This is a genomic window from Pseudomonas cimarronensis, from assembly GCF_049331905.1.
Taxonomy (GTDB): domain Bacteria; phylum Pseudomonadota; class Gammaproteobacteria; order Pseudomonadales; family Pseudomonadaceae; genus Aquipseudomonas.
Map to the genome: position 1 here is coordinate 3,660,465 of NZ_CP186283.1, position 12,351 is coordinate 3,672,815.

Below are 12,351 nucleotides of genomic sequence, written 5' to 3' on the forward strand. Positions count from 1 at the left end.
GTCAGCCGCGAGCGGCTTTGATCACGTCGATGTAGGGTTCGGCAAAGCGTTGATCCTGGATCAGCGCGATAAAGTCATTGCCCCGGGCATCCTTGGCGTTCAGGTCGTAGCCGGCAGCAACGAAGAAGCCGACAAAGCGCTCGAAGTCATCGATACGCAAGCCACGGTAGGCCTTGACCAGCTTGTGCAGCGATGGCGGCGTGGCATCCGCCGGTTCCACGGTCAGGAACAGCTTGATCGGCTCGTCACCAATCTCTTCACCAATCACCTGTTTCTTGTCTTTACGCATCACTCACTCCAGCTAACCAGGCCACACGGGGGCGGCAGTGTAACTCCGGGGTGGCCGAGGGCTCAACGAGTGCAAGCCAGCCGAGCCTTTTAACACGCGCCACATATGGGCAATAGCCGACTTAGGTCAACACAGCCCACCGTACTCAAACCCTATACTGCGCCTATCGAGTTGGGAGTCATTATGTCGCTGCCCTTACCGCCGCTGTTCTCCGCCTGGCGCCAGACCCTGCGCGCCGGTTACGGCTGGAAAAACCTGCGCAGCGACTTGAGCGCCGGGTTAACGGTAGGCGTTATCGCCATTCCGCTGGCCATGGCCCTGGCGATTGCCGTGGGTGTGGCGCCGCAGCACGGTCTGTATACGGTGCTGGTGGCCGGCACGCTGATCGCCCTGTTTGGCGGCTCGCGTTTCAATGTCTCCGGGCCGACTGCCGCCTTTGTGGTGATTCTGCTGCCGGTGACGCATCAATTCGGCCTCGGCGGCCTGCTGCTGTGTACCCTGTTGGCCGGGCTGATCCTGATTGCCCTGGGGCTGATGCGCGCCGGGCGGCTGATCGAATTTATCCCCTACCCAGTCACCCTGGGTTTCACCGCTGGTATCGGCATCGTCATCGCCACCTTGCAGATCAAGGATTTGCTTGGCCTGCACCTGAGCAGCCAGCCCAATCACTATCTGGACCAGCTCAACGGCCTGCTGCACGCCCTGCCCAGCCTGCAACTGGGCGACAGCCTGGTGGCGCTGGTGTGCCTGGCGGTGCTGCTGATCTGGCCACGCTGGGTGCCGAAAATCCCCGGTCATCTGGTCGCACTGACCGTTGGCGCACTGCTTGGGCTGCTGCTGGAAAGCCTGCAAATTCCGGTGGCCACCCTAGGCGAACGCTTCAGCTACAGCCTGAATGGGATTGAGCACCCGGGTATTCCGCCGTTTCTGCCGAGCCTGGTTTGGCCCTGGCAGCTGCCCGGTGCCGATGGTCAACCGCTGGTGGTGAGTTTCGAGTTGCTGCGCCAGTTGCTGGCGCCGGCTTTTGCCATCGCCATGCTCGGGGCCATCGAATCACTGCTGTGCGCGGTAGTCGCCGATGGCATGACCGGCAGCAAGCACGACCCCAATGGCGAGCTAATCGGCCAGGGCATCGGCAACCTGGTCGCGCCCTTCTTTGGCGGCATCACCGCCACCGCGGCGATTGCCCGCAGCGCCGCCAACGTGCGTGCGGGGGCCTACTCGCCACTGGCGGCGATTACCCACGCCGGCGTGGTGCTGATCGCCATTTTGTTTCTCGCGCCTCTGTTCAGCTACCTGCCGATGGCCGCGCTGGCGGCTTTGCTGCTGGTGGTAGCGTGGAACATGAGCGAGCCCCGGCATGTGCGCCACACCCTGCGCATCGCCCCGCGCAGCGATGTATTGGTGCTACTGACCTGCCTGATCCTCACCGTGCTGTTCGACATGGTGCTGGCGGTAGGCGTTGGCTTGCTGCTGGCTGCTGGGCTGTTTATCAAGCGTATGAGCGACCTGACCGACACCGCGCCACTGCCCAAGCACTTTCACCAGGCGCTTAATGACCTGCCCGAACACGTGCTGGCCTACGCCATTCGCGGGCCACTGTTCTTCGGCGCAGCAGAAAAAGCCCTGAGCGTACTCAGGCGCTTTACCCCGGGGGTGAAGGTGGTGATCGTCGACATCAGCGCCGTCCCCCTGCTGGATATGACCGCGATTGCCGCACTGGACAATGTGCTGCGCGACTACCGCGAGCAGCAGGTCGCTCTGGTGCTCAGCGGGCCCACGCCCCAGGTGCGCCTGCAATTACGCCGTGCCGGCATCGTGCGCGTCGAGGGTGAGCTGGCGTATGTACGCGACCTGGCCCAAGCCAAAGAGAAAGCGTTGCGCTTGTTAGCGCCCAAGAACGATGGGGAATAAACGAACTAAGTGAATTGTGCGCGCATCCAGGCCTGGTACTCGGCAACACCAGGCTCGCCCTCACGCGGTGCCCAACTGGCTTGCTCGCCTTCCCCCACAGGTTTGTAGGGCCCGGCTTTGCATTCAAACAGAATGCTGTCGGCTTCCAGCACCACCAGAGCGTGAAATACACCAGGCGGCAGATCAACGCCGACACACTCGCCAGCGGCCTGCAGTACGCGCTTATCCAGCATTTCACCGGTGTCATTGAAAATCAGCAGACCCAGGCGGCCTTTGAGTACCAGCAGCGCTTCGGCCTTGTCCGCCGCAAGATGGCGATGCGGCGGGATATAGGTGTCCGGCTGCAGCCCCACCGCCATGCGATGGCAAGGCTCTTCCATCTGGTGGAAGTTATGGTGCTGGCGTTGCCGTGGGCTGGCCGCCGCTTGCTCGGCCAGTGCGCCGAACAGAGTCTGATCGAGAAAGCGCGGCCCACTCATACGTCTTACAGCCCTTTAACCGCGTAGATACCCGGCGCGTTGCGCCAGTAGCCTTTGTAATCCATGCCATAGCCAAACACATAGCGATCAACACAGGACATGCCAACGTAATCGGCTTTGAGGTCCGGGCGCGCCTTGCGGTCGTGGGTTTTATCTACCAGCACGGCGATGCGCACGTTCTTGGCGCCGGCGTGACGACAGAAATCGATGATTGCACCGAGGGTGTGCCCTTCATCGAGGATGTCGTCGATGATCAGCACGTCGCGGTCGATAAAGGAGATTTCCGGCTTGGCCTTCCAGAACAGCTCGCCGCCACTGGTTTCATTGCGATAGCGGGTGGCGTGCAGGTAGGACAACTCCAGCGGAAAGTTGAGCTTGGGCAGCAGCTTGCCGGAGAAGATCAGCCCACCGTTCATCACGCAGAACACCACGGGGTTACTGTCGGCCATATCGCTGTTGATGGCGGCCGCCATGCTGTCGATGGCCACCTCAACCTCGGCATTGCTGTGCAGGCAATCGGCTTCGGCCATGACTTGGCGGATATGCGCGAGATCGACGGACATGCTGTTTCCTCTTGGGAGCGGGACGCCCGAACCAGAAAGCTGATCGATGCGTCAAAATAAAAGCCGGCAAAGGTACGCATCTGCACCAAACAGAGCAAGCCCCGGCAGACCAACTGCGGCAATTACCCGCAAGCAGCGACAAGTTAGCTACTTTTTAGCGACTTTAGACCATCCAGGCCCAGCACTTGGCATAGCCAATGCTTTAATCTAGGCCAGTTTTTTACCCGTCCTGCCGGAGACCCCTGCCCATGCCCATCCTCGAGATCCGCCACCCGCTGATCCGCCACAAACTCGGCCTGATGCGCCGCGCCGATATCAGCACGAAAAACTTTCGTGAGCTGGCGCAGGAAGTCGGCGCGCTGCTGACTTACGAGGCAACCAAGGATCTGCCCCTGGAAAACTATGAGATCGAGGGCTGGTGCGGCACCGTGCAGGTGGAAAAAATCTCCGGCAAAAAAATCACCGTGGTACCGATTCTGCGTGCCGGCATCGGCATGCTTGAAGGCGTGCTTAGCCTGATTCCGGGGGCCAAGGTCAGCGCCGTCGGCGTGGCGCGTAACGAGGAAACCCTGCAAGCGCACACTTACCTGGAAAAACTCGCCTCGGAAATCGACGAGCGCCTGGCCATGATCATCGACCCGATGCTGGCTACCGGCGGCTCGATGGTTGCCACCATCGACCTGTTGAAAAAAGCCGGCTGCAAGGAAATCCGCGCCATGGTCCTGGTTGCCGCGCCAGAAGGCATCAAGGTGGTCAACGACGCGCACCCCGATGTGACCATTTACACCGCGTCCATCGACCAGCGCTTGAACGAACACGGCTACATCATTCCCGGCCTTGGCGATGCCGGCGACAAGATCTTCGGCACCAAACAGAAGGATGCCTGATCCATGACCAACGAATACAACGATCCACTCTGGCGCCAGGGCATTTCCGGCGCGCAGATGCTGTTTGTGGCCTTCGGCGCCCTGGTGCTGATGCCACTGATCACCGGCATGGACCCCAACGTCGCGCTGTTCACCGCCGGCATCGGCACCCTGCTGTTCCAACTGGTGACCGGCCGTCAGGTGCCGGTATTCCTGGCCTCCAGCTTCGCCTTTATCGCCCCGATTCTCGCCGCCAAAGGCGAGTTTGGCCTGCCGGCCGTGCTCGGCGGCATCGTCGCCTCGGGCCTGGTGTATATCCTGCTCAGCGCCGTGGTACGGGTTAAGGGCGCGGGCTTTATCGACCGCCTGTTGCCGCCGGTAGTCATCGCGCCGGTGATCATTTCCATCGGCCTGGCGCTGTCGCCCGTAGCCGTGAACATGGCCATGGGCAAGGCCGGTGATGGCAGCGCGCAGCTGGTGCCGTATGAAACCGCCATGCTGATTTCCATGTCAGCACTGATCACCACCGTGCTGGTCGCCGCCATGGGCCGCGGCTTGCTGCGCCTGGTGCCGATCCTTGCAGGGATCATTGTTGGCTGCATCGTCGCGGCGTTCTGTGGAGTCATCGACACCAGCAATATCGCCGCTGCGCCTTGGCTGGCGATTCCAGCATTCGTAGCGCCGGAGCTGCATTGGGGCGCGATCCTGTACATCGTCCCGGTCGCTTTGGCGCCGGCCATTGAGCACATCGGCGGCGTGGTGGCGATCGGCAGCGTGACCGGCAAGAACTTTATCAAGAAGCCTGGCCTGCACCGCACCCTGCTCGGCGACGGCCTGGCCACCTCGGCGGCCGGCCTGTTCGGCGGCCCACCAAATACCACCTATGCAGAAGTCACCGGCGCGGTGATGCTGACCAAGAACTACAACCCGAAGATCATGACCTGGGCAGCCTGCTTCGCCATCGCCCTGGCCTTTGTCGGTAAGTTCGGCACTGCGCTGCAAAGCATTCCGGTACCGGTGATGGGCGGCATTCTCTGCCTGCTGTTCGGCTCCATCGCGGTGGTCGGTTTGAACACCCTGATCCGCCATCAGGTCGACCTGTCCGAGGCGCGTAACCTGATCATCGTGTCGGTGACCCTGGTGTTCGGCATCGGCGGCATGGTCATTGGCAACAGCGACTTCGCCCTCTCCGGCATTTCCTTGTGCGCCATCTGCGCCCTGGTGCTCAACCTGGTGTTGCCCGGCGGCCAGGGTTGGCGCAGCAAAACCGTGCTGGAAGAACCAGACCTGTAACTCGCACCCACTAAAAAGCCCCGCAAATGCGGGGCTTTTTTATTTTTGAAGTACGTCAGGCGGACTGAGCTGACCACTGCTGCAACCGCACCACGCTCTCGCGGTAAGGCTTGAGGCTCATGCTCAGCAGCACAATCGAACTGAACACGGCGATGCTGGTGACGATCAGCAGCGAGTAACGCAGCGCCATGTCATCGGCAAACACATAGTCGGTCACCAGCGCCACCGCCGTTGGGCCGATGCCCAAGCCGATCAGGGTGATTACAAACAGGTAGATGGCCGAGGCTTGGCCGCGCATCGAGTTGGGCATGATTTCCTGAATCGCTGCCGGCGCCACGCCGAACGGCATGCTCAGGAAGAACACCGTCGGCGCCATCAGCACGGCGGCCCATACCGCGCTATCCATCAACGGAAAGGCCAGCACGCACGGCACCGCGCCGAAAGCGGCATACAGGCCGACACGCATATTGGCATCGCTGCTACCGCGCTTGGCCATCCAGTCGGCCAGACGGCCACCGAAGACAATGCCCAAACAGCCGAACACCGCCACGATGCTGCCGTAAACGATACCAACCTGGCCGGCGTCCCAGCCGTAGGTGCGGATAAAGAAAGTCGGAATCCACGCCGCACTGCCGTAACCGGCAAACGCCAGGCCGGCAAAGCCGAAGTTGTGGCACAGCACGGTGCGCCGGTTGGCACGGATATACCGGCCGACATCCGCCAGCGGTACCGCAACACCGGCACCCACGCCACGCCGTGCAGGTTCCTTGACCGCCAGCAGGAGCAGGGTGAACAGAATCCCCGCACCGCCAAGAATCAGAAAGATCAGCTGCCAGGGCCGTACTTCACCGAATACCGGCAGCACCACATCGCCCTGGGCCGAGGCGAACTGAATCACCAGGCCACCGAGCAGAAAGGCCAACCCGGAGCCGAGGTAAACCCCCATGGAATACACGCTGATCGCCGTGGCACGACGCTCGGCCGGAAAACTGTCGGCAATCAATGAATAGGCCGCCGGTGACAGCGCCGCCTCGCCGACACCCACGCCGATGCGGCAGAGGAGAAATTGCCAATACAGCTTGGCCATGCCGCAGGCGGCAGTTGCGGCACTCCAGAACAGCACACCCAGGGCGATCAGCCCACGGCGGCTCTTGGTGTCAGCCAAACGACCCAGAGGAATCCCACAGACGGTGTAGAACAGCGCAAAGGACAGGCCCATCAGCAGGCTCATCTGTGTGTCACTGATCATCAGGTCGCGGCGGATGGGGCCAACCAGCAGATTGAGAATCTGCCGGTCGATAAACGACAGCACGTATGCCACCATCAGGATGGCGACAGTCACCCAGGCACGGGTGGAAGAGGGATAGCCGTTATTGTTGTTGAGCACTGGCAGTCTCCTCGGCACCGTTGGTGCGGTGCACGACGGTTGAAAGAGCTGCCAGCTTAGGCCGAGTTGCAGGGTACTGAGTATCGCTCGTAGGTGTTATCAGTCAGGCGAATGCGCGGCATCCTTTTGGGCGAATAACCGTCACAGCATATTTCTCTAGAGCTGCAACGGCGCACGTTCGCTGAGGGTTTTCAGGGCAGCGACCCAGCTGGGATGATCATTCAGACACGGCACCAGCTGCAGGCTTTCGCCGCCGGCTTCGACAAACTGCTCGCGACCACGGTCGCCGATTTCTTCCAGGGTTTCGATGCAGTCGGCGACAAAGGCCGGGCACATCACCAGGAGTTTCTTCACGCCCTGCTTGGCCAGTTCATCGAGGCGCGCCTCAGTGTAGGGTTCGATCCACTTGGCGCGGCCCAGGCGTGATTGGAACGACACCGACCACTGTTCAGGCTTGAGCCCCATGCGCTCGGCAAACAACTCGGCGCTGCGCAAACACTGAGCGCGATAACAGCTTGCGAGCACTTCGGGCGAAGCGCTACGGCAGCAATCCGCACCTTTCAGGCAATGGCCAGTGGCGTCCAGCTTATGCAGGTGACGCTCCGGCAGGCCGTGGAAACTCAGCAGCAGGTGGTCAAACTCCTGCTCCAGATAAGGCTTGGCGCTGTCGACCAAGGCATCCAGGTATTCCGGCTGATCGTAGAACGGCGACAAGATGGAAAAGCGTATGGGCAGCTGCTGCTCACGCACCACACGCTTGGCCTCTTCAATCACCGTGGTGGTGGTGCTGTCGGCAAACTGCGGGTACAGCGGCGCCAACGTGACCTGCTTGATGCCCTGCTCAGCCAGGCGGGTCAGTACGGTTTGCAGCGACGGCTCGCCATAGCGCATCGCCAGCTCCACCGGGCCGTGGGTCCAGGACGCCTGCATCGCCTTGTGCAGGCGCTTGCTCAATACCACCAGCGGCGAGCCCTCCTCCCACCAGATCGAGGCATAGGCATGCGCCGACGCCGCAGGGCGCTTGATCAGAATCAGCGAAACCAGCAGACGCCGTAGCGGCCAGGGCAAGTCGATGACGTAGGGGTCCATCAGAAACTGATTGAGATAACGGCGCACATCGGCGACTTCAGTAGAGGCTGGCGAACCCAGGTTAACCAGCAGCAATGCGTGATCGGTCATGCAAAGTCCTAATCAGTGATGGCCCAGCAGGTCTGCCAGGGCCACATCCAAATGAGTAAAACGAAAACTGAAGCCTGCCTCCTGCAAGCGCGTCGGCATCGCGCGCTGGCCACCGAGCAGCAGCACCGACAGCTCACCCAGCAGCAGGCGCAAGGCAAACGCCGGGGCGGGCATAAAGGCCGGGCGATGCAGCTCGCGACCCAGGGCCTGACTGAAGGCGCGGTTACGCTCCGGCGTCGGCGCGCAGGCATTATAAGGACCGCGCGCGGCGTCCTGCTGCAGGAGAAAATCAATCAGGGCGATTTGATCCGCCAGGTGAATCCACGGCATCCACTGCCGGCCATTGCCCAGCGGGCCACCCAAGCCAAGCTTGAACGGCAGCAGCAGGCGCTTGAGCAGCCCGCCGTCAGCAGCCAGCACCAGCCCCGTGCGCAGTAACACCACACGAATGCCCAGCTCTTCGGCGCGCAGGGCGGTTTCTTCCCAGGCGCCGCACAGCTGCGCGGCGAAATCCTCACTCACCGGCGGCGAGTCTTCATGCAACTCGCGCTCGCCACCGTCGCCATACCAGCCTACCGCCGAGCCGGACAAAAGCACCTGCGGCTTATCCGCGCGGCGCTCCAGCCAGGCCAGCAATTGTTCCGTCAGCCCGATCCGGCTGGCCCACAGCAGTGCCTTGCGTTTGCGCGTCCAGGGTCGGTCGGCAATTGGCGCGCCGGCCAGGTTGACCACAGCATCCAGCGGCTCTTCAGCCAGCTCATCGAGCCGACCAATGCCGCGCACAGCGTCGCCGCACAAGGCCGCGACCTGTTCAGGCCGGCGACTCCACACTGTCAGCTGATGGCCTTGCTGCAGCCAGTACCGACACAGTGCGCGCCCGATCAAGCCGGTTCCGCCGGTCAGAAGAATGTGCATGCGCCTGTCCTCATATGTGCCCTGGTTAAATCGCCGCCCATTGATTTGTGCCTGTGTGGCTTCAATCCGGCTGCAGGTTGTCTTAACTATAGAAAGGCAGGATCGACTCCGGCATAGCTTATACACAAAAACAATATTGTATAGCTTTTGTCTAAAGCGTAGCCTAACGCTTGAAAATATGAGGTAGACCATGACCACTCTTCACCCCATCGCCATCATCGGTACCGGCATCGCCGGGCTGGCTGCCGCCCAGGCACTGCATGCTGCCGGCCACCCTGTGCAGCTGTTCGACAAGAGCCGCGGCAGCGGTGGCCGCATGGCCAGCAAACGCAGTGATGCCGGCGCACTGGACCTTGGCGCGCAATACTTCACCGCTCGCGACCGCCGCTTTGTCGAGGTGGTGCAGCAGTGGCAAGCGCGTGGCTGGGTCGCCGAATGGACCCCCAGCCTCTACAACTTCAACAACGGCCAGCTCAGCGCCTCGCCGGATGAACAGGTGCGCTGGGTCGGCAGCCCGCGTATGAGCGCGATCACCCGCGCCATGCTCGGCGCACTGCCGGTGACCTTTTCCTGCCGCATCACCGAAGTGTTTCGCGGCGAGCAGCACTGGCATCTGCAGGACGCCGAAGGCAACAGCCACGGCCCGTTCAGCCATGTGATCGTCGCCACCCCGGCGCCGCAAGCCACAGCCCTGCTCTCCAGCGTGCCGAAACTGGCTGGCGCGGCAGCGAGCGTGGCCATGGAACCGACCTGGGCCGTCGCCCTGGCCTTCAACAGCCCGCTGGAAACCCGTGTCGAAGGTTGCTTCGTGCAGGACAGCCCGCTCGACTGGCTGGCACGTAATCGCAGCAAACCCGGACGCGACACCCAACTCGACACCTGGGTGCTGCATGCCACCAGCCAGTGGACCAAGCAGTACCTGGATATGCCCAAGGAAGCGGTGATCGAACACCTGCTCGGCGCCTTCGCTGAACTGATCGGCTGCGCTGTGCCGGCCCCGGCTTTCAGCCTGGCGCACCGCTGGCTCTACGCGCGCCCCGCCAGCGCGCACCAGTGGGGCGTGTTGGCCGATGCTGACCTGGGCATCTATGCCTGCGGCGACTGGTGTCTGTCGGGTCGGGTTGAAGGCGCCTGGCTCAGCGGCCAGGAAACCGCCCGCCGCCTGCTTGAGCACCTGCAATGAGCGCGCCTGCGCACAAAGCACCAGGCAGGCATCGGCTTAATCCGCGCAAGCTGCTGCTGTCAAAGTGGACGGCGACAAAGCCACAGAATCGCGAGAAGCACTTTCTCGTCACTGAACTGTTCTGCGATGAAGAAGGCACGGTACTGCAGATCGAACTGCAGGCCGTGCTCAGCCAACGCTGCCAGCGCCTAGACTGGCGCGCACTGGAAAACCCCGAGCAATGGCGCATGGGCTGGACGTAACACCCCCACACACAAAGCCATACAGTAGTTGTACAAAAATATTGACTTGTACAATTACAAACCTATGATGAACTTAAGTTGTACATCCATCAGGATCTGTACAAGTCGTACATCAGAGGTTATCCATGAGCCCATCCGCCAACGCCGCCGCTAAACCCAAACTGGGTATCAGTGCCTGCCTGCTGGGCAATGAGGTGCGTTACAACGGCGGGCACAAGGAATCACGCCTGTGCAGCCGCATTCTCAGCGAGTATTTCGATTTTGCTCCGGTCTGCCCGGAAGTAGCCATTGGCATGGGCACGCCGCGTGAACCGATCCGCCTGGTTGGTGATCCGCAAGCGCCGCGCGCCGTCGGCACGGTCAACCGTGCCGTGGATGTGACCACGCCGCTGGCTGCATATGGCGAGCAGATGGCCGCTGAACTGACCGATATCTGCGGCTACATCTTTATGCAACAGTCGCCGTCCTGCGGCCTGTATCGGGTCAAGGTCTACCAGGACAATGGCCGCCCCAGCGAGCCGGGCCGCGGTCTCTTTGCCCAGGCCTTCTGCGCACGGCACCCCAACCTGCCGGTAGAGGAAGACGGCCGCCTGAACGACCCGATCCTGCGCGAAAACTTCATCACCCGCGTATTCGCCTATTCGCAGTGGCAACAGTTGCTGCGTGATGGCCTGACGCGCAAAAGCCTGATCGACTTCCACTCGCGCTACAAATACCTGCTGATGGCCACCAACCCCATGCAGTACAAACTGCTCGGACGCATGCTCGGCAACCTCGCCCAGCACGACATCAACGAACTGGCGCCGCGCTATTTCAGCGAGCTGATGAGTGCGCTGAAAAGCTGCGCCACCCGCCGCACCCACAGCAACGTGCTGCAGCACCTCAGCGGCTACCTCAAGCAATCGCTGAGCAGCGAAGAGAAACAGGAAATGCAGCAACTCATCGGCCAGTACCGCCATGGCGTGGTGCCGCTGGTGGTGCCCATGACCCTGCTCAAACACCACTTCCGCCGCCACCCGGACCGCTATATCGCACAGCAGGTCTACCTGCAGCCACACCCGGAAAATCTCAGCCTGCGAAATGCCCTATGAGCCTTGAACCGATCAGTGACAGCCAGGCCGCCGACGATTACCAGGCCGCCATCGCCCAGGGCTTTATGCCGATTCGCGACGTGGCGCGTATCACCGGCGTCAATGCCGTCACCCTGCGCGCCTGGGAACGTCGCTATGGGCTGATCGTGCCGCACCGCACGCCCAAGGGGCATCGCCTGTATTCCGCGGAACATGTCACGCGCATCCAGGCAATTCTGACCTGGCTGGGTCGTGGTGTTTCGGTCAGCCAGGTCAAGGGCCTGCTGCGCACCAATCAGCCGGCCTTCGCCGAAGCCAGTTCACAGTGGGACAGCAAGCGTCAGCACTTGCAGGAAGCCATCTGCAACCTCAACGAGCGGCGTCTGGACGACTGCTTCAACAGCGAGCTGGCGCTCTATCCGCCGCATACCCTGTGCCAGCAACTACTCCTGCCGCTGCTCAGCGAGCTTGATCTGCGCTGGCGCAACCAGTTCGGCGCCCAGGCCGAGCGGGTGTTCTTCTACTCCTGGCTGCGCAGCAAGCTCGGCGCCCGCCTGTACCACAACAATCGCCAGTACAACGGTGCGCCACTGCTGCTGATCAACGTGTCCGATCTGCCAATGGCCCCCGGCATGTGGCTTACGGCCTGGCTGGCGAGCAGCGCCGGCAGCCCGGTGGACGTCTTCGACTGGCCACTGTCACCCACCGAACTGGCGCTGGCGGTTGAACATATCCAGCCCCGTGCGGTGCTGCTGTATTCCAGCCAGGCGCTGAACAGCACCCACCTGCAGCGCCTGCTCGGCGGCTATGACTGCCCGTGCCTGCTGGTCGGGCAAGTGGTGCAGATCCACGCCGAGGAGTTAGTTGCCATTACCGCGCAGAACGCCGAACTGAGCCTGGCCGCCGATCCACTGGCCGCGCTGCACAGCCTTATCGACCTTAACCTGCTGCACAGCTGACGGAATTGAACA

General features: G+C 61.9%; 13 protein-coding genes. 7 read left to right on the top strand and 6 right to left on the bottom strand.

Annotation, left to right across the window (positions count from 1 at the left end; translation table 11 throughout):
* Window position 1: 1 nt before the first annotated feature.
* The gene (locus ACOCLD_RS17090) at window positions 2–289 is read right to left on the bottom strand and encodes a PA4642 family protein (RefSeq protein ID WP_422910027.1); all 288 of its coding nucleotides are present in this window, start codon (window positions 287–289) and stop codon (window positions 2–4) included.
* Window positions 290–472: 183 nt separating this feature from the next.
* Here ACOCLD_RS17090 and dauA point away from each other — a divergent pair, with 183 nt between their 5' ends.
* Window positions 473–2,203: a C4-dicarboxylic acid transporter DauA gene (gene dauA, locus ACOCLD_RS17095; protein ID WP_422910028.1), complete on the top strand. Its 1,731-nt coding sequence runs from the start codon at window positions 473–475 to the stop codon at window positions 2,201–2,203.
* Between the two features lie 5 nt (window positions 2,204–2,208).
* Here the strand turns inward: dauA and ACOCLD_RS17100 are convergent, their stop codons facing one another.
* Together ACOCLD_RS17100 and ACOCLD_RS17105 are read right to left on the bottom strand one after the other, a co-directional pair.
* Complete coding sequence (locus ACOCLD_RS17100; protein WP_422910029.1) at window positions 2,209–2,682, bottom strand: WbuC family cupin fold metalloprotein; 474 nt, start codon at window positions 2,680–2,682, stop codon at window positions 2,209–2,211.
* A gap of 5 nt (window positions 2,683–2,687) precedes the next feature.
* Window positions 2,688–3,245 (bottom strand): hypoxanthine-guanine phosphoribosyltransferase, encoded by a 558-nt coding sequence (locus ACOCLD_RS17105; RefSeq protein ID WP_233686374.1) that lies wholly within the window; start codon window positions 3,243–3,245, stop codon window positions 2,688–2,690.
* 248 nt (window positions 3,246–3,493) lie between these two features.
* Between ACOCLD_RS17105 and upp the strand changes: the two genes are divergently transcribed.
* Complete coding sequence (gene upp / locus ACOCLD_RS17110) at window positions 3,494–4,132, top strand: uracil phosphoribosyltransferase (protein WP_090251496.1); 639 nt, start codon at window positions 3,494–3,496, stop codon at window positions 4,130–4,132.
* 3 nt (window positions 4,133–4,135) lie between these two features.
* Window positions 4,136–5,404, top strand: coding sequence for a uracil-xanthine permease family protein (locus ACOCLD_RS17115; protein WP_257778847.1), 1,269 nt, complete (start codon window positions 4,136–4,138; stop codon window positions 5,402–5,404).
* Between the two features lie 55 nt (window positions 5,405–5,459).
* Here the strand turns inward: ACOCLD_RS17115 and ACOCLD_RS17120 are convergent, their stop codons facing one another.
* From ACOCLD_RS17120 to ACOCLD_RS17130, 3 genes are all read right to left on the bottom strand, one after another.
* Window positions 5,460–6,791 carry a spinster family MFS transporter gene (locus ACOCLD_RS17120; RefSeq protein ID WP_422910030.1) on the bottom strand — a complete coding sequence of 444 codons (1,332 nt, stop codon included), beginning with the start codon at window positions 6,789–6,791 and terminating at the stop codon, window positions 5,460–5,462.
* A 156-nt stretch (window positions 6,792–6,947) separates the two neighbouring features.
* Window positions 6,948–7,970: a ferrochelatase gene (gene hemH, locus ACOCLD_RS17125; protein ID WP_422910031.1), complete on the bottom strand. Its 1,023-nt coding sequence runs from the start codon at window positions 7,968–7,970 to the stop codon at window positions 6,948–6,950.
* A 12-nt stretch (window positions 7,971–7,982) separates the two neighbouring features.
* Window positions 7,983–8,885, bottom strand: a complete 903-nt coding sequence (locus ACOCLD_RS17130; RefSeq protein ID WP_422910032.1) for a TIGR01777 family oxidoreductase — start codon at window positions 8,883–8,885, stop codon at window positions 7,983–7,985.
* A gap of 190 nt (window positions 8,886–9,075) precedes the next feature.
* Here ACOCLD_RS17130 and ACOCLD_RS17135 point away from each other — a divergent pair, with 190 nt between their 5' ends.
* The 4 genes from ACOCLD_RS17135 to ACOCLD_RS17150 all read left to right on the top strand — a co-directional run bounded on the left by ACOCLD_RS17135 (window position 9,076) and on the right by ACOCLD_RS17150 (window position 12,339).
* The gene (locus ACOCLD_RS17135; protein WP_422910033.1) at window positions 9,076–10,068 is read left to right on the top strand and encodes an NAD(P)/FAD-dependent oxidoreductase; all 993 of its coding nucleotides are present in this window, start codon (window positions 9,076–9,078) and stop codon (window positions 10,066–10,068) included.
* Entirely contained in the window at window positions 10,065–10,310 is a 246-nt protein-coding gene (locus tag ACOCLD_RS17140) for a TIGR02450 family Trp-rich protein (protein WP_257778852.1), read from the top strand. The genes ACOCLD_RS17135 and ACOCLD_RS17140 overlap by 4 nt, the downstream gene beginning before the upstream one ends.
* Before the next feature lie 125 nt (window positions 10,311–10,435).
* Window positions 10,436–11,401 carry a YbgA family protein gene (locus ACOCLD_RS17145; protein WP_422910034.1) on the top strand — a complete coding sequence of 322 codons (966 nt, stop codon included), beginning with the start codon at window positions 10,436–10,438 and terminating at the stop codon, window positions 11,399–11,401.
* On the top strand, window positions 11,398–12,339 hold the full coding sequence (locus ACOCLD_RS17150; RefSeq protein WP_422910035.1) for a MerR family transcriptional regulator: 942 nt from the start codon (window positions 11,398–11,400) through the stop codon (window positions 12,337–12,339). The genes ACOCLD_RS17145 and ACOCLD_RS17150 overlap by 4 nt, the downstream gene beginning before the upstream one ends.
* Window positions 12,340–12,351 lie beyond the last annotated feature (12 nt).